Here is a 22857-nt window from a genome sequence, read left to right as displayed (position 1 = left end):
TTTCTGGCCTTCGCGTACCGCTTCTCCGAGCGCCGTCCCGACGTTCGGAGAAGCGCGTATCGAAACCATGCTTCGGGCTACCCGGTTTCGATACGCCGCCTCGGGCGGCTACTCAACCAACGGAAGCAGAGAGGTCCCGGGCTCGAGGTCGGCCGCGGCCGCGCGAGATGCGGAAAGTTCGGGGTGCACGATGCCTCGACCCCGAACTTGCCGCAGTTCGTGGGCGCTTGCGGGCAGTGGTTTCGATACGCGTGCCACTTCGTGGCGTGCTACTCAACCAGCAGAAGTCGAGAGATCACGGAACGTGAGGTCGGAGGCGGTCGCCGCGTCGCCGACGTGGGCGAACTGGCGGAAACCGGATGCCGCGAGCGAGTCGAGCAGACTTTTGACGTTCCGCGGTGCTCGCTCCAGCCGCACGCGCTTGCCCTGCGCGATGAGTTCGGCCTTGAGCGCGACGAGCAGCGCGGGGTCGGCGTCGGAATCGTGGAGCAGCACCACGGCATCCGCCGACGCGTCGCCACGGAGCGTAACGAGGTCGACGATGCGCTCGAAACCGATCGAGAATCCGGTCGCGGGCACATCGGTGCCGAGGAACCGCCCGATCATTCCGTCGTAGCGCCCGCCGCCGCCGAGCGAGTATCCGGCCGACGGGTGCATCGCCTCGAAGATCGCGCCGGTGTAGTAGCCCATGCCGCGCACGAGGAACGGGTCGAAGGAGAGCGGGAGGCCGGTCGCGGAACCGACGCCGTCCGAGTCTGCGCCGCCCGCGCCAGCGCCGCTCAAGTCGCCCGCGCTCAACCCGGCGCCGAGCGCCGAAGCGACGTTCTCGCCAAGCGCCACGAGGTCGGCGACCGCCGGAGAGTCGAATCCCTCGGGCAGCGCCGCACGGATCTGCTGCTCGCCATAGCCGTGCGACTCGGCCGTCTGTGCACGCGTAAGGAAACCGCGCAGCGCGGCCACGGCATCCAGAGCGGCGCCGTTCGCCTCGAGTTCGGCGACCACGCCATCCGGGCCGACCTTGTCGAGCTTGTCGAGGGTCACGAGCACGCCGGCGTGCGAGTCGGACGGGAAGCCGAGGTGGACGAGCAGGCCGGTGAGGATGCGGCGGTCGTTGACGCGCATTGTCACGCCGTCGAGCCCGAGCGCGTCGAAGGTGGCGAGCGAAGCGACGATGAGTTCGGCCTCGGCCAGGCCCGTGGCGTCGCCGATGACGTCGATGTCGCACTGCACGAACTGCCGGTAGCGACCCTTCTGCGGGCGCTCGGCGCGCCACACCGATCCGAGCTGGATCGAGCGGAACACACTCGGCAGCGCCGCCCGGTGGGTCGCATAGAAACGCGTGAGCGGCACGGTCAGGTCGAAGCGCAGGCCGAGGTCCGCGAGGTCGAGCGGGTCGGTCGCCGCCGCGAGATCCTCAGCGGTGAGACCGCGCTTCAGGATGCCGAACGCGAGCTTCTCGTTGTCGCCGCCGAGGCCGGCGTGCAGGCGGGAGCTGTCCTCGACGACCGGTGTCTCGATCTCATCGAAGCCGTGTGCGCGGTAGGTGTCGCGAATGACGGAGAGCACGCGCTCGCGCCGCGCCTTCTCCTCGGGCAGGAAGTCGCGCATGCCGCGGGGCGGGTTCACCTGGGTCGCCATCCCTCGATTCTGGCACCTCGGGCCGGTGGGCCGCCTCAGGCGGGCTGAATCGCGAGCGCCTCGACGCGTTCGCGGTGGTGCTCGACGAGTCGCTCGAACGCCGCCGTCGCGGCGACCGCGTCATTGTTGACGACGAGGTCGTACTGCAGACCGTAGAACGCGTCCACCATGATGCGCGCCTCGATCTCCGCATCGTGTGACGAGAGGCCGAACGACTCGAGCGAATCGCGACCGACCCGCAGCCAGGTGCCGTAGAGCGCACGACTGAAGTTGTGGAGGTCGGGATCGAGCGCCTCGAGCATGGATGCCTCGAACTCGAGTCGCTGCAGCTGGCGATTGCGCGGGTCGAGCGTCCACCGCCAGGAGATCTCGAGGTTCTCGTAGTACGCGTCGAGCGTGCCGGGGCTCGTGATGAGGCGCTCTTCGATGTCGGACTGGCGGTCGGAGATCGCCCCCACGATGTCGCTCACGAGCTCTGCGCGCGTGCCGAACTGGTAGACGAGCGTGTAGGTGCTCACGCCGAGCGCGGTCGCGACGGCTCGGAACGTGAGGCTCGCGAGTGGCTTGTCGAGGAGGTACTCGAGAATCTGCGCGAGCAATTCCGGTTTGCGGCCCGGATCCGGTCGACGACTCATTTATTTAACATAACGGATGTTTGCACAAACGGGTGTTATGAATTACAGTTGCCATGTTGCGACGCTGCCCCGTCGACGAGGATCCGGGGGGATCAAGACGGGCGATACGCAACGAAATCACACGAGAAGGTTCTGGATCAGGTCTTCTCTGCCCTGACCAGCGGTGCAATTGCGCGCTGCTGGCCACATTGTCCGACCGTGCTGCCTGCGTGCGAGCTGTGCCGCGAGTCGGACTCGGTGCCCACACCATTCGGGTTGGTGTGGGCACCACCCCGTTAACGGCGCCCGCTGCTTAGAGCGCGCCCCCGGCGGCCTGTGGCGCATCCGCGTCGAGTCCGCCGTCGCCGATGGCCTCCCGCACGAGGTAGTTCTCCACGTCGAACAGGTTCTCGGCACGGTTCATGATCGTGAGCAGCGTCGTCATCGAGGCGACCTCCTCGACCTGTTCCTTGAGGAACCACAGCATGAACTGCTCACCGAGCGCGTCATTCTCGGCGCGGGCGGCTGCGAAGAGGGCCTCGATCTGCTTCGTGACGCGCTTCTCCTGCTCGAGGGCGAGGGCGATCGGCGCGCGCTCGTCCTTGAAGTCGTTGACGACCGTGTCGACGCCGGGGATCGTGATACCGAGGTCACGGTCGAGTCGGTACTGGACAAGCATCATGGCGTGGTTGCGCTCTTCGAGCGACTGGCGGTAGAAGTGCTTGGCCAGTTGCGGAAGGTCGCGGTTGTCGAACCACACGGCGATCGCGACGTACTGCTGGCTCGCGGCGAATTCGTTGCCGATCTGGGTCGTGAGCAACGCGTCGAAACTTGTCTTCGTCATGTCTCGACGGTACGCGGCCCCGCCGACAGTTTCCAGACAGGCAAGGCTTGCCTTCGCGACGGCGGCGGTCTCGATACACCGCCTTCGGCGGCACTCGACCGACGGGGTAACCGCCGGTTGAGTAGCCCGCGCCGCAGGCGCATCGAACCCCGCGATTCAGTCGGCCTCCGCAGCCCGGATCTCCTCCTGCAGGGTGCGAAGGGCGGTGCGGAGCGCGCGCTCCGGGTCGAGCCCCGCGGCTCGCGCGGTCGACGCGATGGCGAGCAGGTGCGCACCCAGCTCGGCCTCCGTGGCGGACTCGGCCACGGCATCCGGAACCGCGATCGCGACCCCCACTTTCTCGGCGCGGCCGGCGAGCTTGTCGGCGAGCGCGAGCGCGGGCATGCCCTGCGGGACGCCGTCGAGCACACTCGAGCGGTCGGGCTTGTCGTGGGCCTTGAGCTCGTCCCAGACGGCGACGACGTCGTCGGCCGACTGGATGTTCATGGCCTCGCGGGCGGCCGCATCGCCGAAGACATGCGGATGCCGGCCGACCATCTTCGCGGTCATGTGGGCGGCGACATCCTCGATCGTGAAGTCCTCGCCGGGGGTGTGCGCGGCGAGGTCGGCGTGGAAGACGACCTGGTAGAGCACGTCGCCGAGCTCCTCGAGCATCGCGTCGCGGTCGCCGGTCTCGATCGCGTCGACGAGTTCGTAGCACTCCTCGACGAGGTAGCGCACGAGGCTCTCGTGGGTCTGGTCGGCGTCCCAGGCGCATCCCCCGGGCGCCCGCAGCTGGGCGAGCACGGCGATGAGTTCGTCGAGTTTCGGATGCGAAGCGGCCATGCCCTATCCTCCCACCCGTGCGGCTTTCGTCGTTCAGGAGGTGGTACGACTCGTATGATTCCGGATGCCGCTGCGGTCGCTTGGAGGACCGTGGAAGGATGAGGTGATGGCATCCGAGAACTCGACCGAGCTCGAGGCCGCGCTCGTCCGCGGCCTGCACGGCACGGTCCTCGAGGTCGGTGCCGGCGACGGGGCGAACTTCGGCTTCCTCGCCGAGGACGTGGACTGGATCGGACTCGAGCCGAACCCGCGCGACACCGAGGCGCTGCGTGCGAACGCCGCGCGGTGGGGTCGTCGTCGCGAGGTGCTCGTCGCCACCTGCGAGGACATCCCGCTGCCGGACGCGAGTGTGGATGCAGTGCTCAGCACGCTCGTGCTGTGCTCGGTCGGAGACCAGCAGAAGGCGCTCGAGGAGATCATCCGGGTGCTGCGCCCGGGCGGCGAGCTCGTGTTCGTCGAACATGTGGCGGCCGCGCCGCGCACGGTGCTGCGCGGTGTGCAGCGCCTGGCCACCCCGCTCACGAGACGGCTGGATCGCGGATGCCACCTCGCTCGCGAGACGGTCGAGAGCATCCGCCGGTCGGGGCTACGGATCGACGAACTGCACGAGTACCGGATGCCGTCCGGGCTCGGCTTCACGATCCCGTTCGCGGCGGGCCGGGCGGTGAAGGCGTGAGGATCCGGCAGGCGCGGGCGGATGACGCAGGCCGCCTCTCGGAGCTCGCCCTGCGCTCGAAGGCGCACTGGGGCTATGACGCCGAGTTCCTCGAGGCGTGCCGCGCCGAGCTGACCGTGACCGCGAAGCAGTGCGCCGCCGGGGAGGTGTCTGTCGCGGAGGGGGACGGGGGCGAGTTCGCCGGGTTCTCGCGCGTCGTGAGTGACGCATCCGGATCGGGGCGCGCAGCCGGACTGGGGCGCGCATCCGATGCCGGAACGGGGGCCGGCGCTGAAGTCGAGGGAGTCCTCGAGGCGTTGTTCGTCGACCCGGCCTTCATCGGGCAGGGCGTGGGCGGCAGGCTGTTGCGGCATGCCCTCGCGCGGGCGGCGGCGATGGGGTTGACATCGCTCGTGCTCGACGCCGATCCTTTCGCGGTGCCGTTCTACGAGCACTGCGGGGCGAGCATCATCGGCACGGCGCCGAGCGGGTCGATCGCCGGCCGCGAGCTGCCCCGGATGCGCATCGGCACGGCAGCGTCCTTCGATGCGCGTGAGGGCTGACCAGCCGTAGCTGACAGAATTGCGGGGTGCTGCCCGTCGACGCCCTCGCCACCCCGTGGGTGCTCGGCGTCGTTCTGGTGGCACTGCTCGGGCTGCTGGTCTGGCGCGCGGGCACGAAGGACCGCCGCGAGTACCAGCGCTTCAAGCGCTATCACTCGACTGTTCGCCGGCAGGCGATGTTCCGCAAGTGGGTGCTCGAGTCGCTCGGGTGGTTCGGCGGGTCCGCGCTCGTGGTGCTCCTGTTCGTGTGGGGCTTCGTGCCCCGGATGCTGGCGCAGGTCGACGAGTGGCCGCCGGTGGCAGGCTTCCGCGGCCTGCTCGCGGACAGCGGGCTGGCATCCGGCCTGCTCATCGGGGCGGGTGTCGGACTGCTGGTCGGCATCGTGGGGACGGTGTTCCTCGGGCGAAACGAGAAGCAGGTGCCGACGATCGGCGACATCCACGCGCTGCTGCCCCGCAACCGCGCGGAGCTGAAGTTCGGCTGGGCGCTCTCCGTCAACGCGGGCGTCGTGGAGGAGCTGCTGTTCCGGCTCGCGATGCCCGCGCTCATCTTCGGGGTCTTCGGGAACGCGCTGCTGGCGGTCGCCGTGAGCCTTGTGGTGTTCGGGCTGCTGCACGCCTACCAGGGGGTGTGGGGCATCGTCGGAAGTTTCCTAATCGGCGTCGTGCTCATGGCGCTGTTCCTGCTGACCGGCAACATCGTCTGGCCGATCATCGCGCACGCCGTCTTCGACCTGCGCTCGCTCGTGCTGATCCCGGTGGTGGTGTACAAGGTGCACCGGGTGACGGATGCGGCGCCGCCGGCGTCCGAGGTGCCGTCACCGCCCACGCCGTGATTGAACCACCCGGCTGACGAAGTCCCGCGGGCGCAGGATGAGGCGCCCATTCCAGGGGTTCAGCCGCGTGAGGTCGGTGTCATCGCTCACGAGGATGAGCGAGTCGGTGGCGACGACGAGATCGAGCACCAGGTTGTCCTCGTAGTCGTCGACATCGAAGACGGTCCTCGCCGGGTCGATGATCTGCCCTCCCGACTCGGCCACGATGTCGAGGATCGTCTCGATGTAGTCTTCCGCGAGTTCCGCGCTGATCCCCAGAAGCCGCAGCACCCGCACCGTGTTGGTGAGGATGTGCGGTGAGAGGTGCAGGCGGAACTCGTCCGCATCCAGCGCGATCGACAGGCAGTCTGCAGAGGCGTTGCTCGTCGAGGGAGGTACCGCAGCGAGTAGCGGAAACGCCGACTCGGGCCCGACGAGGGCGTTGACGAGAACGTGAATGTCGAAGACGACGGATGTGGTGGAGCTACTCGCGGCCACGGGCGGTCTGCTTGACGAGGGCGGTCACTTCCTCGCGGGAGACTGCACGGCCGGCGAGTTCCTCCCGAGCACGAGCCTGGAGCGACTGCAACCGTTCGGCCACCAGGTCGCGGTGCAGGCGTCTCATGGCCACGCGAAGGAATTCGGATCGGTTGCCCTTGCCGTAGTGCTCGACGAGCGCGTCGAGTTGCTCGCGATCCTCATCGGCGATCGCGAATCCCACGGTCTTCGCTGTCATCGGCTGCCCTTCGCTCTGCGTATGCAACGCATGTGCAATCATAGCGGCTCAGGCTCTGGACGGGAAGTAATTGTCGTCATGCGGACGAGTATCGCGCAGGCCCCTCGAGCCCCGATCGGAACCTCCGCCAAAAGTGGATGAAGTGCAGCGCCCGCCATTGTGCAGGAGTGGAATCACTACCCCAGCACCGCGAGAGGTGCGGCGCGGGTGCCTGCCGTGCCGGGTTTCGCCGCCGGTCTGGATGCGGGCACACGGCAAATGCACTCCGACAAGTATCGCAACCCCGCCTCGGTGGCGGGCGGCCCGGTGCTCATCGTGGGGGCCGGCACCTCGGGGCCGAGATCGCGCTCGAGCTGGCCCGTGAACTGGCGCAGACGCATCCGGTCTTCCTCGCCGGGCGCCCGACCCCGCACATCCCGGATGCCGTGTTCCTGCCCGCCGGCGGGCTGTACTGGGCGTTCGTCAACGGCGTGCTCACCCGGGCGACCCCGATCGGGCGGAAGGTCGCGCGGGGGTTTCACTCGCGCGGGGCGCCGCTCATCCGGATCTCGATGAAGCAGGTGACGGATGCCGGCGTGACGTTGCTGCCGCGCATCACGGGGGCGACGGATGGCCTGCCGGTTGCGTCCGGTACGGTTGTGCCGCGGCCCGCGACCGTGATCTGGGGGACCGGATACCGCCCCGGCCTCGACTGGATCGCCGACCTCCCCCTCGACGAGCACGGCCTGCCAGATGCGCCGCGCGGGGTCGTGGCCAGCATGCCCGGCCTGTACTTCGTCGGGATGCCGTTCCAGTACGCACTCACCTCGCAGCTACTCGGCGGAGTGGGGCGGGATGCTGGGTATGTGGCGGGACGAGTTGCGAATTGCAGTGAGTCGCACGTCCCTCACTCTTCATAGGCCCTTGTCTGGCTCGTCAACAAGCGATCCAAGTTTCGGCTCCGACCGTTTCGTCCAAACCTGCAACAACGGTCCTTCGCGTGGTGAGCCAATGCGCTCTTTGGCGTTGCGTCATATCTCTCGCTGAGGTGCAGGCCAGCTCCTTGCGAAACTGCCCCGAAATGGTCGTACCGGCGCCTCCATAGAGCCGATAGGGTCAGCAGGAATGAGAGTGTTTCCCTCATTTTTGGACAAGTGAGAACGAGGTTCCCATGTCAGAGTCAACGGAAGCGGATGACCGGGATGAAGCATCTCCCGGTGATACATCAGAGATAGCTTCTCCGCGGAAGCTAAACGTGAAGCTCCTCGCAATCGTTGGCGGCGGAGTTCTCGTGCTTGCGCTAGCGGCTGGTATTGTCCTGGTGCTCACGCAGCCCACAGCGATCCAGCGAGCAGGGGATGCATGCTCCGGTTCTAAGCCCTTCCAGGCGCTACTGAATGAGGAAAACATCACGAGCTCACCATCTCCCACAACTGACTCAGACAAACCGAAAGAAGACTCTGACTTCATCGACAAGATCTTTGATGGTGTCGTTACGGTTGAGGATGGCGGCAAAACACTCATCGTTCGCACAAAGCCGAAGGATGACGATATCCTCGGCATCTCCACGCTTGCCTTGGATTGTGTTTATGAACAGCTTGATATGCCGAAATACCTCACAGAGGAAATTGGCGTCACACGTGCGCTTGATGGCCGGCAGGCGGGTGAATGGGCTGATTACACGGCATCGTGGAGCTACCACCCTGATAACGGCATGAATCTCATCATCGTTCAGAAGTAGAACTTGATGGCGGGGAAGCGGGGATTTTCCCGGGCGCGTACCGGTGCGGTCGTGGCGCGGCCACGATCGTGATCAGGGCGACCGGATACCGCCCCGGCCTCGACTGGATCGCCGGCCTGCCGCTCGACGAGCATGGTCTGCGGGATGCACCGCGCGGCGTCGTGGCGAGCATGCCCTGCCTGTACTTCGTAGGGATGCCGTTCCCGTACGGGCTCACCTCGCAGCTGCTGGGCGGGGTCGGGCGGGACGCTGGGGTTATCGCGGGGTGCTCTGGCGATGGATGAGCTGCCCATCACCCAGATCCTCAGCCACATTCCTACTCAAACAAGGAAGAGAGAGTCAATGTCAGCGCGTGTCAGGAAGTTCGCTCCTCGCGGACTAAGCAGGTTATGGAGCCAGTCCCCCGCGGGGAGGCGGGGCTCCGTGGCTTGACGAGCGCTTCCGCGCTCGAGGGCGGTTCCGGTCCCATATGCCGTGAAATAGCTGATGAACCGTTCAGCCATCACGTCATAGAGTGCGAAGGCGGCGTCGAGGTTGACCAGCACAACCTTGTCCATCGCCGCGCGCGCAGCATCCGGTTCGATTTCGTCAAGCGAAGTAAGCAGGCATCCGACAACCCTTGAGAGCGGATTGCGCATCTCCTCCTCCTGAACTTGGCCGAGGACCTGATTGATATCGTCGCGGGGAACTCGTTCCGGATCACCGGTCTTCACCTCCCAAACCCTCCTCTGCCCCTTACGTGGTGAGGCCCAAACCCATCGCGCGTCGGTCGCGCTTTGGCCCATTGGCCTGTCACCGTCGGCGCCACAGAGCCGAGCAAGGATCGCGAGTCCGTCGCATCGCTGATCGTGGGTGCCTTCAAGAAGCTGGCGGCCGTTGGCGACTCGACGCTGGACCTTGGTACCCGCCTCTCGAATCCAGTCGTCCCAACTTAGGAAGAGCGGGTCATGGGTTGTTCCGTCGACCGTGGTGCCCGCGAGCGTGTCGATGGTTCGCTTCAGTCGAACGAACCACGCGGTTTGCGGTGCGGACGTGACGGCCGCCTCGATCGCCTGTCTTGCCGACGCGACGTCGGTCGGCCGCCCTCGGTCGAAGAGGGCGTGAGCTTGGACGTACTGCCAAAACGCCGCGTGCTCGAGTTCACCGGCATCGCGGAGCACCTGCGCTGCCTCGTCGGCTCTCTGTGCCGCATCAGCGTTGTCGCCGAGCCATAGCCGTGTGATCGCGGCGACCTCATGGGGGGCGCTTTCGCCTTGTGCGGTGCTGCCCAGCGCTCGCCCCGGTCTTCTACGGGCGGCTGCGACCGGTTCTTCGAGAAAAGGCCCGGCTGGTTGCCGATGAGTCCGCCAGAGACTTCTCGCCGCAGTCATGACTCGTTGCCAGCTATCCCCGTGATACTGCAGAGCCTCTGTCACCACCGGGCGGACGTCGCGGCCGAGGGCGGCCTGCACTGATGCGTCCGCAAGGATCGGTCCGAACCCGGGATCGAGTCCGATGTAGAGCGCGGAGTCGTTGGCTGTCCTGTTGGCTCGCCCGAGGCCTTGGGTCACTCGCTGTCCGATGCGGTAACGCATGTACGAAGCGTCGCCGAGGTAAGCAACGACGAATCGCTCGAACTCCGTGGACGCTGATGGGACGCTCGGGATGATGACCAGCCGACAGATGTCGTCGGGGAAGTCGAGTCCGTCGAATCGGCCGGCCGTGACGAGGTGAGCGTTCGGCGCGCGACGCCACCGGTCAATTGATGGGTCGTCACCGGCGCGCAATCGGAAGACTGTCGCTCCGGCATCGGTGAGTCTAGTTTGGACCTCGTCGGCCTCAGGATGGCTTGAGCACAGCCACGCAACCCGCCCACCCCCGTCGGCCGCGGCGGCCTGGACCTGCTGCATCGCGAACGCCCAAGTCTCTGGCGACAGGGTTGCGTCCTGCGTGGGGTTGATGAGGAAGGTACGCTTGCCCAGCTCAGCGAGCGCCGCATCGCTGGCGGTAGCGGCCGCAACGACCTCCTTGACACCCAGGCGTCGCTGGATGTCTCCGGACTGGCCCAACGTTGCCGAGAGATAGACGCGCTGTTCGGATCGGAGATATCCAGTGACCGTCTGCGCGGGGATGTGGTACGGACGGATCTCGATCGCGGCAGGGCCGATGAGTACACCACAGCGCTTGAGGTGCGCCCGGATCGCCTGCCAGGAATAGCCAGCGTCGCGCTCGCCGGCGACGAACCGGGACCCATCTATCGCGGTTTCGACGCTTGCCGCGACGGCGGCCCAGTCCACGAAGGAGATCAGCTCCGGTGGGCTGTTCCGCGGCGCCGCTCCATCTCTCAGGGCCTGCAGTGACGGGTACGATTCGGGCGCGAGCTGCAGGATCAGGTCGCAGATCTCACGGAAAAGGTCCGTCCCGCCCCCTGCTCCCCGCGGGATGCGAAGGGTGAACATCCCGGACAGTGCCTGCTCAGCCAGATGTGCATCGTCGAAGATGACAAGATCGGCCGGTTCCACCCTGGGGCTGCTGTTGAAATAGACCCAATAGTTCATGATGCCCACGGCCTGCGCCTGGTTGTAGGCCTGCAACGCAGCAGCCGGGTAGTGCTGGGAGTAGAAGAGCTTGACATCAAGTCCAGGAAGGAGCTGCGCCTGTTCTACAGCTTGCTCAGCGAGTTGCTTCGTGCCCGTCAGGTACGCAACGGTTCGACCTTCCTCAAGGGCCTGGTCTGCAATCAACAGCGCGATAAGGGTCTTGCCTGCACCCGTTGGCAACTCGATCCCGATGTCGGTGCTGCTGCTCCGGATGTCGTCATAGGTCGCGAGGGCGCGCAACTGTGCGGGTCGAAGCCCTTGAAGGCTCGGTGAGCAAAACGAAGCGAGACGCTCCTCGAAACTCATCTGGCTCCCTCCATCAGATCGTTAGTTGCCGTCCCATTGTCCCCGCACCTCTTCGATGCCGACAGCGCCCGGCATACCCCAGTTCGGGTTCTGGTGTCTCCGGCGCACCGAGGGCACGACGAGAAGTGCTCGATACGGGAGAATGGTTCATTGGCCTCTGGCGTCGGAGGCCGCAGGCGCAGACGAGAGGACCGACGTGGCTGAAGCGCATGACTTTCCTGAGCATCTTGTGGTGACTTCGGATCGGATGATCCAGGGTGCGGTTCGAGCCGGAGCAACAGTGCGCTCTGGTGGGCAGCTCACAGTACTTGGGGCGTTCTTGGGACCCGCGATAGTCGAAGCCGACGCGATCTTGATGGTGCAGGGAAGCTTCAATGGTGAAATCGAGCGGAACGATGGTGCTCTACTGCTCTATGGACAAGTGGGGTTCGAGCCGCGCGCTGGCGTCGGGCGAGTGGCGGTCGGGGTTGATTCCCTCATAACCACAAGCCGCGGTGCATTCCGGCTTGCACCTGACGGCGACCTCATCGAAGTTCATGGAGACCAGCCGGCTGGAAGCTTCAACGTCCAGACCGATAAGGTCTGCGTCTACGTCGAAGAGGAGGGGCGATTCCGCGCCGGCAGGGATCGGAACTCCATCTGATTCTTGCCCAGGCGGAGGTAGGCAGGACGAAGCGCAGAGCTAGCAGTCGAGGACAGATGAGAATAGATCTGTGATGATCGACTACAATGTGAGAGACGACTGGCCGCCCGGTGAGCCTCGATGGATGAAGTCGCTTGTCTCGTCCCTCTACCGCCGACACGGTGCGACGACGGTGCTGCCACTCACCACGAGCGTGACGGCGATCCTCGATTGGGTCAGTCTCGCCAGCGGCGAAGATGCTTGGCGAAAGGCAGCCAACCGAAAGTCTCTGAGGTCGGACCTCGACCAGTCAGTGGTCGCGCTCGGGCCAAACATCCGCGCGCACCTTGCGCGTCCGATCGCCCTGTTCCAGTCGGCATTCTTTTCACTCGATCTGAGCAAGAAGGACGCCGCCGGCAGCATCATCCTCGCTCAGGCGCCGGGCATGCGCACTGACGCGGCGTGGACCGACGTGGAGGCATCCGGACGTGCGCTGCTAGCGGCGCTGATTGCCGACGATACCGTTGCCCAGTGCTGGGGTGATCTCGTCGAAGTGGCACGAAAGACCACGCTGGTTCACCGCGAGTACCGGCCGATCGCGGACCTGCTGTACGACCAACTACGGCTGCGGCGACTTGACCCGGAGTCAGTGCTGAGCTCAGTGAAGGAGATGCTGGCGTATGGCCGCGGCCCGAGCGATGAGCCATGGGCGAAGATATCGCTGCCCGCGGAGGAGCGTCTGACGCGTGCCGGGGCGATTGTGCTGGAACCGGCTGAAGATGAGCCGGTTGTGGTTTGGCTGGGCTATCTCGGAGGGCGGATCGACTTCTCGGTCCAGGCGGGCAATGTGACATTCATGCAGGCTGCGTGGTTCGTCCCAAACGCGCAGCCGGGAAGGCAGGACTTCAAACACAAGGCAGAACTATCCAAGATTGTCGAAATGGGGCTTCTCCGGTTTCCGGAGTCAATCGAAGAGCAGCCCGACGCAGACCTGCTGGTCCGAGTCGACCTTGGGAGGACCTCACTGGCCGGCGCGGCGCTTCGCGCCGAGAACATCGTCAGTGCTCTGCTGAACGCGGTCATCCATTGGTCTAACGGCGTTCGCCCGGAACTTGCACAAACGGTGGTGCTGCGTGGCGGTGAGGTCGCCGGAATGTCCATGCAGGCCACGGGCTCGGCTCCCATCGCCGACGACTATTACGGGCTGAACATCACCGCGGAGGCGATCCGCAGTTTCGCGCCAGATCTTGGGAACGCCTTGTCGACGGTCCCGCTCCCGATGTATCTTTCGGCGGCGCTGGAAGCACAGACCGCTGCTGATCTGCCGTACAGTCGCGAGCGCCTGCTGCAGCCTGCGCGCGACGCTGATGTCCGCGCTGCGATCCCGCTCGAGGATCGGGTCGTGCAGCACATCGCCGCACACGCTGCTCTCCCCCCAGCCGACCTGTTCGCCCTACTGCTTCGCCGCTGGCCGGCCTCACGATGGGAGTCCGACGTCGACCGAGCGGTGCGTTGGTGCCTCCTTGGGTCAGGACCGCAGGCGGACAAAGTCAGAGAACTTCAACGAAAGCTCTACTCCACGAGCTCCAAGGCGCCGTGGCTAGTTTTCGTCGCCGACAACGAGGCTGACCTACTGAACGTTTGTCGAATCGAGTCCGAACGAGCCTGGATCACACGCCTGATCCGCAGCGTCAGCGATCCGACGAGCTACGCGCAGCTCATCCACGACTACGAGCTCGAAAGAGATGTCCTCGCGGACAGAAGGACGAGAGTGCGCAACGCACTCGTTCATGGAAACCCCGTCGGAACGCATGTCGTCGACTCCGTGAGCTCCATGGCCAGCTACCTCAGTCGCTACGCACTGCGCGTCGGATTGGACTCCTTCGTCACAGGTCAAGACCTCCCGATCATCCTCGATCGTGAATTGCAGGAATCCGCGTCCCTCCTCGCGGGCACGTCGGCCGCCGATCTGTGGAGGGCGAAGGCCGCGACCCCCTAGCTTCGACGGACGGGCGCAGGGCATCGATATGTCGCTCTTCCGTGATCCCCAACGGCTATTGACCAGATCTGACTCGCTCTCTGATGATCTGGACGATGTTGTCGCGGTAGCGTGGCGTGACCCGGTGGCGGGTGCCGGCTTTCATATCCTTGACGAGCTTCTCGATGGACTCAGCGTGCCGGAAACTGCCGCCAGCGGCGAAGTACGCGCGCAGCCATGCGTCGACGTCGATCGAATATCCTTCTGCGGCGAACACCCGGACGAGTTGCACGACCGCGTCTTTGCCGTGGCCCGAGCTGAGCCCGTTGTACTCCTCGCCGACCATCATGCCCGACGCCGCAACCATCAGGGGGTCGGGATCAGGCAGGGACTTGCCAGTGTGCAGGTTGATCGCGCCCAGGCCGTCTAGCCACGTCCTCACGATGTCATGAGGGGACCAGATCAAGACAAAAAGGCGGCCGACCGAATCGGCCTTAGCAGCTTCGCGGATGGTGTCCAGCTCACGTTGCTCGTACGGGTGCAGAACGACGATCGCGTGATCGATGACCTTGTCTTCGCGTTCGAGCCGCGACAGCTCGCTGATGTTGAAGACTTTGTGGGTTGCAACTTCAGGAGCGATGTACTCTGCGGCCTCGAGGTCTGCGCCTCGATCGTCGGAATTGAACTTCTTCAGATCAGTGACAGCAAAGATGTAGGGCGGTGCGCCGATCCACTCGCGGATGACCGCGCTCTGGGGCACCATTGCGGTTCCGTGCTGTCCCCAGTCTTCTCGGACCATGTACGCGAGTTCTGTCATAGGAAGATCGTCTGAGCTACTTCGGACATAGTGCCGGCGACCACGCCTCCAATTGTCTGATCCGCACGCGATCATTGAGTCGTGAACTTTCTTCGGCGGCTTCCCGGCGTGCTCGGCTTTGCGGCGAGCCTGCGCGAGCGAGCCCTTCTCCGGCGCATTCGTCGAGCGAGCAAACGACTGGATTCGTTCGACGCCATCGCGAACCTCAGCCTCGCGGTGACGCCGCTCAACGGCCAGACCGAAGTACCGCCTGACACGGACAGGCTGATGGCGCTGCCCGAGCTCGCCGCATTGATCTTCGCCGAAGGGCGAGGGCCACACGTTGCCGGCGACTTGGGAGACTCGCGAGCGCTCTCGACTATGCACTCGCTGATCCCGGGAGCGCTATTCGCAGCGGACATGCGCGTGATGTTCTCGCTCATCCGCGCTGGGCGGAGAGGTAATCAGCCTGGGCGGGTGGTGCCCCGTTTGACGCATGCGGCGATCTCCCGGGAGATCTTCCTCCGCCTGCCTCGGTTCCATGACAAAGAGATGCAGCTTCTCAAAGAGCTGTTCACCGGGGAGATTCGTCAGTCACTGCTCGACAGACTCGGTTTCGGTGCGGAGGAGATGTTCGCCGTCTACGAGTCACTGAACTCGTTTGTCGCGCAGACCGCCGCAGACCGCATTCGTGCAGCCGCGGACGATCTCGATGATCAGCTCGCAGAGTCCTCAGAACTGTTGGCACACCTCGAAGCACATCCGCGCGGCATCGACGCCGCCAAGGCGCATATAGCCACGGTGCAGGGCTTCTCGGACTTCGGCTCCGCGGTCGCACTAACCTTCGATCAGCTCAAGGAACGCACCGGGCTCCCGGACGCATCGCTGCGGGCGCTCGTTGAGCGACTCACCATCGACCTCGATGCGGAGAACACGGGACTCGTGAAGGAGTTCCTCCGCGGCGACAACCCAATGCGAATCCGACCTTTCATATCGAGAACGAACGCCGACGGCCGGAGAGAGTGGCTATTGGTCCAGCCGACCTGGCTCATCTTTGGCATGCGCGAACTGTTCGAGATCGAGCTGTCCGCAAAGCCGATGGACCAGTCGTACATGAAGCAACGGGGCGAATTGCTCGAGCGGCGCGGAATGCGCGCCCTGGCGGAGGCACTGCGCCCCGATAAGGCGCTGGTCAACGTCGAGTACGTCGACGGGCAGCACAAACGATTTGAGGCAGACGGCCTCATCCTCGTCGGCCATATCGCGATCGTGCTCGAGGCTAAGAGCAACCGCATCACCCCCCTTGCGCGCTCCGGGGCCGCTGAACGGCTCTGGCTCGAACTCGGCCCGATCGTCACGAAGGCCGCAGAGCAAGCTGAGCGGCTTCGGGCGATCATCCTCGAAGGCTCGTCGCTCCACATCCGCAGCGCCTCATCCCTCGGGACGGACGGCACACTTGAGAAGGCTCGAACGAACTGGGATCTCGACATCTCGAACATCACCGACGTCTTCACCATCGCGCTGTCGCTCGAAGACCTGAACTTCATCGCGACGATCACGGCTGAACTGGTCGACAGCGGCCTGATTCAGGCCGGTGCATCCGCACCGTGGATCGTGAACGTGCACGATCTTGAGATCACGGCAGAACTTCTGTCCCGGCCCAGCGAGCTGGTCCACTTTCTCTCGCGGCGCAGAAGAGCGGCCGACAAAAACACCATCCTGGCTGCCGATGAACTCGACTACGTCATGCACTACATCACAATGGGCCTTTACACGGACAAACCCACAGATGCCACCGAGATGGTCATGGGCCTCAACGAGGACCTCGACGCCTGGTACTTCTACAAAATCGGTCAACAAGCCGTCGCAGCTCCGAAGCCCACTCAGCCCCTGACAGCCGACCTGATAGACACGCTGCACCTACTGGACGAGCATCGACCTTACGGCTGGCTTCAGGCCAGCCTCAACCTCCTTGAGATGGATCTGCCGCAGCGAAACCAACTAGGAAGTGCACCAAGGCAACTTCGAGCGGCGACCCGGAAGGATCGCCGGCCGCACTCGATGTACAGTGAGGTCTCGGCGCCGGTCGGTGAACGGTTCGGGTTCGTCGCGATGAGCTTCAAGGCCGGCGCAACCAAGAAGTCAATAGAGGCCCAGTTCCTTCAATACGCGGCTCTTCGACAGTACGCGTCCGGCCTTGGTCCGGTCTCGGCCTTCGGTGCTTGGCAAGGAAGCCAGTCCCCGTTTGATGTCTTCCTACATCTCGACAACGAGTGGGAGTTCGATCCGCAGCTCGACGCGGCAGTCACGAAAGCGGGACTCCAAAGATCGGAACGCAAACTAGCTGACGAAGGGCGCTGAGCGCCTGACCTGTAGAAGTACAGCCACCAACCGAGCGCCCGGCAACACGATCGTGAACTGGACAGGACTTGAACCTGCGGCGTCAGACTTGACTCTAAATCCCTCTGGAGAAATCCCTGATCAGAGAGATTTTTCCTGAAATTCTGGAGGCTCGCAGGTTTCCCGTTTTCGACAGAGCACTCGATGACGTTGCGATGATGCTCGACCCGCGACGGCTCGTCCCGCTCAAGCTGCAAGAGTGAGTGGATGCCTTATTCATCCAGTTGCTGGAGTCTGACGGCTCCGTGGTCGCCCGCGGCGGCGAGCCCGTCAACGATTCGGTGGTAGTGAGTTTTGACCCCACCGACTATCGCGCCAGCGTTGCGAAGGTCAGTTAGCCATTCCTCGAGGTGCCACAGGTGGTTCGCGATCAGGTCAAAGCGGCTGTCGATGATCGTCTCGATCCAGGTGAGGGCGGCGGTCGTCTGCCACGCAAGCGGGGCGCCTTTCGCGAACTTGACGACTGCATCGACGGCCTTTGCCTCCGTACGCGCGAGGTGCAGCCAGCGGTCGGGGAGGTCGCCGAGGTCAGCCGGTTGAATCCAGGTCTCACGGCATCTTGCCAGAGTGCCATCGATGTCCGGGTCCGCTGACCTTGGGCTTGGGGTAGGGAGCAGGGCCGCTGCCATGTAGTCGAACCCGTGCCGTTGCGATCGGAGCTCGGTTCCGTCGCCGACGGTGTCCAGGGCGATCTTGAGCGCCCAGGGCCAGAACTCGGCCATGCGGGCCCGAAGGCCCCCGTCATAGGTGAACACCGTGGCGAACCCGTCGAAGAGGAGATGCAGGGCGTTTGAGTCTGCAGCGAAGGTCTCGATGTGCGCACCGATGATGTCGCGGTCGCCGTCCAACGCAACCTCGATCATTCGACGGGCGATGGGCTCGTGTGTGATGTGTGCGTAGTGGTCGTACCCCTCCTTCCACCAGTGGGCGAGTCCTCTGCGGTGGGCGTCCCACAGGGGTGCCCAGAGTTCTGCTACTTCAATTTGAAGGCACGCGACGTTGCGGGCGTCGATCATGCAGGCGAGCGGCATGCGTAGTCGGTTGACGAGTAGGTCGCCGTCGGCGACGAGGAGTAGCGACTCGTGGAATGGTGGCGGCAGCGGATCGGACTCCCGCCGCTGTCCGTCTCGATTCCACGGTCCGAGCCGGCAGTCGATCAGGCCCGCTGTTGCCGCGGCCCACGCCGGGGCGTGCCGACGACAGCGGTTGGTGTCCGCGTCGATGTCGCACGGTGCAGCCCAAACAGGGAGGGTGCCTTTGACGTAGTTTGCTCGTACCTCGTCGAAGACGCTGGTCCCGAGGGATCGCAGGCAGCGCTCGATCTGCTGCCGGTCCAGACCCAGGTCGTCGAACGGCGCGAGAAGGAGCAGCGGCACGGACGCGGCAGCTGCTCTGTCTGCACCCATCGAGAACATCGAGCCGCTGTAGTCCATCCCGTCGACCTGGGGGTTCTCGCCAGCCCAGATGACGGCGCCCGCCGCCCACGCGAGGTTGGACGGATCCAGGGTGGCGAGACCCATGGCTTCAGCGTGTACTGCGGCCGCCGCGACGGCCACCAGGGCGTTCTCAGGGCCGTAGAAATTCTTGGGGACCGTCTCCTCGTCGTCCATCCGTCGGGCGACGGCGAGGTCCTCCTCGAGGTGTTCCACTGGCCAGTTCTCGGGATCGTCGTTGTAGCGCCCGTAGCGATTCTGGAACGCGTACATCAGGTTGACCGTCTGCAGCTCCTGGTTGCCGGGCGCGAGGATTTGTTCGATTTCGGCGGGGCGCTCGAACTCGATCAGGACTCCGTCCGGAGTCGAGCTGGCGCGGTAATTGTTGAATCGGAACCCGGCGGCCCAGCCTTCGATCATGGCGATGTACTCCGCATCGCCTGCTGCGCCCGTGAGGGTTGCCTTGGCGTTGTCGACGAGGTGAGTCCCAACCTCGACGAGCTGGGCGAGACGCTTTTCATCGCCGTTGACTCGCGCGTTGACCACCATGCCGGCCACGGTCTGGTGCGGGGTGTTCGATCGGCGGCCGAGGCCCGTGAGCTTGTCTGCGTCCGGGTCGCGCACATGGAAGTGCTCGCCCACGACGCGGGATGTCTCGAGGTGCCAGATCTCGGGGTGCTCGAGGAAGACGTCAAGGAGATCACCGACTTGGTCGGGGTGCCTCGTGAGGAACCCGACGAGCAGCCCCGGCACGGCGAGGTTGTGGCAATCGCGCAGGAGTAGTTCGAGGAGGGTTCGTGCCGGGATGTCCAAGCTCTCGAGCATGTGGTCGATGAATCGCTCAAGAGCAAGCAGCGCGCTCATGCACGGGTACGGCCCGACGCTCGATCCTCGATACCAGGCCCAGACGTGGCTGTCGCCGATGTAGCGACGCACCCCGATGCCGGCGACGTCCATTTCGATGCCGGCTGGCTCGGCGGCCTCCTGCGGCTTGTCGATGAAGTCGTAGGTCTTCTCGACGCGCACTCTCGCCGCGTGGTCGAGCATTCGATTGATGAAGCCGATTGCCTCACGGGGAATCGTGTTCAGCAACCTGAAAAAGGGGCCGTAGTACCAGGCGGCTCCCGGGATCCCGAAGCCGACGCCGAGTCCGTGCTTGAAGTCTCGGATGCCGTCGTCGAGACGGCCACCGCCCCAGTGATCGTCTGGATCGGGCAGCTCGATGTAGTAGGCCTCCGCGAGATCCAGCAGCAGCTTGGGCCGTGCTTGCGACATGCTCGCGACGACAGCGAACGACTCCACGGCCGCGTTGAGGTCTCCCGGCCGGTCGCTGCCAACCTGCCGCAGCCACGCCTCTGCCTTGTCGTCGATGTCTGGGCCCAGAGAGGCGAGGGCCTCGATGGCGAAGTCGTCGTAGAGGGGTGGGTCGCCAGCGAGGATGATGTCGCGGACTTCTTGGCGGAGAGGGTCGGACTGCGGACTGACGGTCGCCATCCCGCGCAGCCAAGCCAGGACGAGATCTCGGATGACCTCGTGTACGTTCCGGCGGCCGAACTGTGGGCCGCGCTCGATCTTGGGCCGTTCACAAAATGCGACCTTCACCAGCGGCGCAAGAGCGAACGCGTCGCCGATCGTCCCGTGGACGTACCGCACCTCGGCGAGGCGGAGCAGGATGCCGAGGCCAGCTGAGTCATTGTCGGTCAGAGTCCCCCACAGCTCGCGGAGGGCCGGCTCCGCATCCCCCAGGGTGAGCAGGGCCTCGTAGGGAACTTCCAACCATCGATCGCCCTGGGCGCTGGCAATCTCGCCGAACCTCGCCGAGAGATTGGCCCAGGCGTCTACGCGGTTGGGGTCGAGCAGCGCGACCTGACACCCGAGGCGGGCGGCGCGGATGGACCAGCGCGGGGCCCCAGCCGAGCTGAGAGCCTCCCACGCTTGCGTGATGAAGAGTCGACACAGAGCGAAGTCGCGGAACAGGTCAGTGGCGAACTCATCGCCGGCGGCGAGCGCGGGGTTGTTGGGCACCCGGAGGACTCCGTCGGAGCGCAGTTCAGCGGCGCCGGTTCCATGGGGAGGGTCTGCGGCGATGCCGAGGATTCGCTTGGCGACGCTCAGCGCGGCCTGATCGCGGTCGTCCGGGGACGCGGCTCCCGGCGGGTGGATCTCGTCGCGGCGAATGAGACTCCGCCACACTGTGGAATACACGTCGGCCTCGCACAACAGATCGCCAGGGGCGAGTGAGGCGCCGGTCCGCAACAGCGCATCGACCAGTCCCAGCCGTCCGAGCACCCAACTGGCGCGCGAGTCAACGCTCAGACGCGTAAGGGCCGTGAATGCCTCCGGAAGAGCCTGACGCTCGTCGTTGGTCAACGGCCCGACGGGGTGCTCGCCTGGCGACAGGCTTGACCCAGCCAGCTCGAGGGCTTTGGTCATCTCATCCCGGACTTGACGAGAGCCGTCGGTGCGAGTGACGCTCACCACGCCGAAGCCAGCCCGTAGGCCAGCCGCGATGATCGCGCGGAACATCTGCCCCTTACCTTCGAGAACGGACTCGGCGCCGTCCACGAGGAGAAGTCGGACAGGTCGCACTTCTCCCGCGGCCATCACATCGTCGAGTGCGTGGCCGCCCAACTGCCCCTCGAGCTCCATCACGGTGACCGGGAGGTCGCGCAGGCTGAGGCTGACGATGGCCGCACCCTCCCGTTCAAGCGTCTCGACCGCGCGCAGAGACAAGGCCGACTTCCCGACGTCGGGGTCGCCGGTGACCGCAAGGGCGCCAACGGACTTACCCACTGACCGCATGGCCTCGACGAGCCGCGCTCTTTCGGCGGGGCGCTCAAGCTCGAGCGCCTGCTGGCCCGACCGCAGAGCTGGGCGAACGGATTCACGAAGTCGAGTCCCGAGTCGGTCGAACAACCCCCACGCGGACGCGAACGATGCGGACCTCGCCAGCGAGTAGTTGCTCAGCTTTTGTCGAACCAGCGATTGAGTGAGCACGGCCGCCTGCGGGGCCCATTCACCGACAAGCTCCTCGAGGCGAGAGAACAATGCATCGGCCGCGGCCGGCGTGCCATCGCTAAGCACTCGCTGCAGCATGTTGACCGCGGCCGTTCGGTCAGCCCTATCCGTACGCTCGAGGCGAAGGCTTCGCGTGCTGAGACTCGAGATGAGCCGCCACGTCAACTCCTCCGCGGTCAGCCCGTCGGCTGAGGAGAGGCCCTCCGATGCCCGCTCCACCAGACCTTTGAGCTGGTCATACCGACCACGAACGCGGGCATTGGTCCTTCCCGCTTGCGTCAGGCGGGCCGCCAGTTCAGCTGACGTCGGGAGAGAACGAGCGAGTTCCGCCAATTCGGCGAGCTCGGTCACCGCATTCGCGTTGGTCGACACGGCTAGGACGAGCCGCCACCTGCCCGAGGACACCTCGGTCCAGTGATCTGTCACGATCGCCAGGAAGTCCCGGACGAGGGGGACCGATGCATCGTCGCTGGTGGTCAGGGCTGGGTTCCTTCGCACGGCAAGCGATGCACGATGCCGCTCACCGTGAGCATCTCGACCCTCGATCACGACGTCGTCAGCATCGCTCAAGTCGCTGGCCTGGAGGCGAATCGAGTCCACCAATATGGCATCGCCGAGTTCGGGAAGTGCGTAACCCGCGAGGAGGCCAGCAATCAGGCACGCTGCGTACGAGTGCTCCAGACGGACGCCGCCCCCGCCCGTCGAGTACGGGCTTGACCCAGTCGAGGGTGCCCGGTCAGCGGGCACGGCTTCCGCCAACCAGGCGCTGATGGAAGGGTTCGAGACAGCGAGCTGCCACAGGGTTGCCCTTCCTGACTTCCGTGAGGTGGCGAATCCCGCTTCCGACAATGTGGACAACGCATCGTTGGCCGCCGTCGGCGACATGCCCAAGGCGGTCGCGACTTTGCGGCCGGAAAGCGGGACGGTGCTTTCGGAGAGCACCCTCAAAGCGCCGAACTCAGTCTCACTGAGTGTCGCCTGGAGCGTCTCTCCCGCCGTTGCCATGAAACACACTTTACCGTCTATGTCCAGAAATACTGGACATAGACGGTAAAGCGAGAAGACCGGGATGGGTGAAAGTCCTTCGAAGTCCCGGAAACCCTTGAATCTCCGGTACTTCGGTGTCGGGCTGACAAATGTCGGGCTGACAGGATTTGAACCTGCGACCTCTGGTTCCTTCACTCTTATTTGAGGAAGCTCGACGACCGAACGATGATCCGGTTCTGTCACCTGCGCCTTCACACCTCCATCGATTCCCCCAGGCAAAGATCGACGAAAGTGGCATACCGAACAAGAACGCGCCAAGCTCGGTATA

General features: G+C 64.9%; 19 protein-coding genes. 9 read left to right on the top strand and 10 right to left on the bottom strand.

Features of this window, described 5'->3' with window-relative positions; all coding sequences use genetic code 11:
- Positions 1-273: 273 nt before the first annotated feature.
- From ABD678_RS07120 to ABD678_RS07105, 4 genes are all read right to left on the bottom strand, one after another.
- Complete coding sequence (locus tag ABD678_RS07120; protein ID WP_344755159.1) at positions 274-1638, bottom strand: histidine--tRNA ligase; 1365 nt, start codon at positions 1636-1638, stop codon at positions 274-276.
- Between the two features lie 35 nt (positions 1639-1673).
- Complete coding sequence (locus tag ABD678_RS07115) at positions 1674-2273, bottom strand: TetR/AcrR family transcriptional regulator (protein WP_134542291.1); 600 nt, start codon at positions 2271-2273, stop codon at positions 1674-1676.
- 292 nt (positions 2274-2565) lie between these two features.
- Positions 2566-3096, bottom strand: coding sequence for a ferritin (locus tag ABD678_RS07110; protein WP_344755154.1), 531 nt, complete (start codon positions 3094-3096; stop codon positions 2566-2568).
- Positions 3097-3252: 156 nt separating this feature from the next.
- Positions 3253-3921, bottom strand: a complete 669-nt coding sequence (locus ABD678_RS07105; RefSeq protein ID WP_344755152.1) for a nucleoside triphosphate pyrophosphohydrolase — start codon at positions 3919-3921, stop codon at positions 3253-3255.
- A 106-nt stretch (positions 3922-4027) separates the two neighbouring features.
- On the opposite strand from ABD678_RS07105, the gene ABD678_RS07100 reads away from it, so the two are divergent.
- From ABD678_RS07100 to ABD678_RS07090, 3 genes are read left to right on the top strand one after another with little or no spacing between them, the layout of a single operon-like run.
- On the top strand, positions 4028-4597 hold the full coding sequence (locus tag ABD678_RS07100; protein ID WP_344755150.1) for a class I SAM-dependent methyltransferase: 570 nt from the start codon (positions 4028-4030) through the stop codon (positions 4595-4597).
- Positions 4594-5139 (top strand): GNAT family N-acetyltransferase, encoded by a 546-nt coding sequence (locus tag ABD678_RS07095; protein WP_344755148.1) that lies wholly within the window; start codon positions 4594-4596, stop codon positions 5137-5139. The genes ABD678_RS07100 and ABD678_RS07095 overlap by 4 nt, the downstream gene beginning before the upstream one ends.
- 26 nt (positions 5140-5165) lie before the next feature.
- Positions 5166-5975, top strand: coding sequence for a CPBP family intramembrane glutamic endopeptidase (locus ABD678_RS07090; protein ID WP_344755146.1), 810 nt, complete (start codon positions 5166-5168; stop codon positions 5973-5975).
- Here the strand turns inward: ABD678_RS07090 and ABD678_RS07085 are convergent.
- The 3 genes from ABD678_RS07085 to ABD678_RS07075 all read right to left on the bottom strand — a co-directional run bounded on the left by ABD678_RS07085 (position 5958) and on the right by ABD678_RS07075 (position 7070).
- Positions 5958-6452 carry a PIN domain-containing protein gene (locus tag ABD678_RS07085; protein WP_344755144.1) on the bottom strand — a complete coding sequence of 165 codons (495 nt, stop codon included), beginning with the start codon at positions 6450-6452 and terminating at the stop codon, positions 5958-5960. The genes ABD678_RS07090 and ABD678_RS07085 overlap by 18 nt on opposite strands.
- Positions 6439-6690: a ribbon-helix-helix domain-containing protein gene (locus ABD678_RS07080; protein WP_104096283.1), complete on the bottom strand. Its 252-nt coding sequence runs from the start codon at positions 6688-6690 to the stop codon at positions 6439-6441. The genes ABD678_RS07085 and ABD678_RS07080 overlap by 14 nt, the downstream gene beginning before the upstream one ends.
- A gap of 176 nt (positions 6691-6866) precedes the next feature.
- A complete protein-coding gene (locus tag ABD678_RS07075) occupies positions 6867-7070 on the bottom strand; it encodes a hypothetical protein (RefSeq protein WP_344755139.1) in 204 nt (67 codons plus the stop codon).
- 45 nt (positions 7071-7115) lie between these two features.
- Here ABD678_RS07075 and ABD678_RS07070 point away from each other — a divergent pair, with 45 nt between their 5' ends.
- The 3 genes from ABD678_RS07070 (at position 7116) to ABD678_RS07060 (ending at position 8694) form a co-directional block, all read left to right on the top strand.
- A complete protein-coding gene (locus tag ABD678_RS07070; RefSeq protein ID WP_344755137.1) occupies positions 7116-7589 on the top strand; it encodes an NAD(P)/FAD-dependent oxidoreductase in 474 nt (157 codons plus the stop codon).
- A 251-nt stretch (positions 7590-7840) separates the two neighbouring features.
- Positions 7841-8410 (top strand): hypothetical protein, encoded by a 570-nt coding sequence (locus ABD678_RS07065; RefSeq protein WP_344755135.1) that lies wholly within the window; start codon positions 7841-7843, stop codon positions 8408-8410.
- 68 nt (positions 8411-8478) lie between these two features.
- Positions 8479-8694, top strand: coding sequence for a hypothetical protein (locus ABD678_RS07060; protein ID WP_344755133.1), 216 nt, complete (start codon positions 8479-8481; stop codon positions 8692-8694).
- Positions 8695-8730: 36 nt separating this feature from the next.
- On the opposite strand, the gene ABD678_RS07055 is transcribed toward ABD678_RS07060, so the two are convergent.
- Positions 8731-11295: a DEAD/DEAH box helicase gene (locus tag ABD678_RS07055; RefSeq protein WP_344755131.1), complete on the bottom strand. Its 2565-nt coding sequence runs from the start codon at positions 11293-11295 to the stop codon at positions 8731-8733.
- Between the two features lie 196 nt (positions 11296-11491).
- Between ABD678_RS07055 and ABD678_RS07050 the strand changes: the two genes are divergently transcribed.
- The gene (locus ABD678_RS07050; RefSeq protein WP_344755129.1) at positions 11492-11938 is read left to right on the top strand and encodes a hypothetical protein; all 447 of its coding nucleotides are present in this window, start codon (positions 11492-11494) and stop codon (positions 11936-11938) included.
- Positions 11939-12008: 70 nt separating this feature from the next.
- Positions 12009-13916 carry a hypothetical protein gene (locus tag ABD678_RS07045; protein WP_344755127.1) on the top strand — a complete coding sequence of 636 codons (1908 nt, stop codon included), beginning with the start codon at positions 12009-12011 and terminating at the stop codon, positions 13914-13916.
- A gap of 55 nt (positions 13917-13971) precedes the next feature.
- Here the strand turns inward: ABD678_RS07045 and ABD678_RS07040 are convergent, their stop codons facing one another.
- Positions 13972-14712, bottom strand: coding sequence for a hypothetical protein (locus tag ABD678_RS07040; protein ID WP_344755125.1), 741 nt, complete (start codon positions 14710-14712; stop codon positions 13972-13974).
- 81 nt (positions 14713-14793) lie between these two features.
- On the opposite strand from ABD678_RS07040, the gene ABD678_RS07035 reads away from it, so the two are divergent.
- Entirely contained in the window at positions 14794-17052 is a 2259-nt protein-coding gene (locus tag ABD678_RS07035; RefSeq protein ID WP_344755123.1) for a hypothetical protein, read from the top strand.
- A gap of 251 nt (positions 17053-17303) precedes the next feature.
- Here the strand turns inward: ABD678_RS07035 and ABD678_RS07030 are convergent, their stop codons facing one another.
- Entirely contained in the window at positions 17304-22784 is a 5481-nt protein-coding gene (locus ABD678_RS07030; RefSeq protein WP_344755121.1) for a hypothetical protein, read from the bottom strand.
- Positions 22785-22857: the final 73 nt, after the last annotated feature.

This window comes from Leifsonella bigeumensis, from assembly GCF_039537265.1.
Classification (GTDB): Bacteria; Actinomycetota; Actinomycetes; order Actinomycetales; family Microbacteriaceae; genus Terrimesophilobacter; species Terrimesophilobacter bigeumensis.
The sequence above is the reverse complement of the archived record's forward strand: the minus strand, read 5'-3'. Positions and strand labels throughout refer to the sequence as shown.

Coding starts and splice junctions, on each gene's coding strand:
- ABD678_RS07110 (WP_344755154.1), bottom strand. CDS start 3,096: ATGACGAAGACAAGTTTCGACGCGTTGCTCACGACCCAGATCGGCAAC.
- ABD678_RS07120 (WP_344755159.1), bottom strand. CDS start 1,638: ATGGCGACCCAGGTGAACCCGCCCCGCGGCATGCGCGACTTCCTGCCC.
- ABD678_RS07080 (WP_104096283.1), bottom strand. CDS start 6,690: ATGACAGCGAAGACCGTGGGATTCGCGATCGCCGATGAGGATCGCGAG.
- ABD678_RS07115 (WP_134542291.1), bottom strand. CDS start 2,273: ATGAGTCGTCGACCGGATCCGGGCCGCAAACCGGAATTGCTCGCGCAG.
- ABD678_RS07040 (WP_344755125.1), bottom strand. CDS start 14,712: ATGACAGAACTCGCGTACATGGTCCGAGAAGACTGGGGACAGCACGGA.
- ABD678_RS07065 (WP_344755135.1), top strand. CDS start 7,841: ATGTCAGAGTCAACGGAAGCGGATGACCGGGATGAAGCATCTCCCGGT.
- ABD678_RS07100 (WP_344755150.1), top strand. CDS start 4,028: ATGGCATCCGAGAACTCGACCGAGCTCGAGGCCGCGCTCGTCCGCGGC.
- ABD678_RS07075 (WP_344755139.1), bottom strand. CDS start 7,070: ATGCGTCTGCGCCAGTTCACGGGCCAGCTCGAGCGCGATCTCGGCCCC.
- ABD678_RS07105 (WP_344755152.1), bottom strand. CDS start 3,921: ATGGCCGCTTCGCATCCGAAACTCGACGAACTCATCGCCGTGCTCGCC.
- ABD678_RS07055 (WP_344755131.1), bottom strand. CDS start 11,295: ATGAGTTTCGAGGAGCGTCTCGCTTCGTTTTGCTCACCGAGCCTTCAA.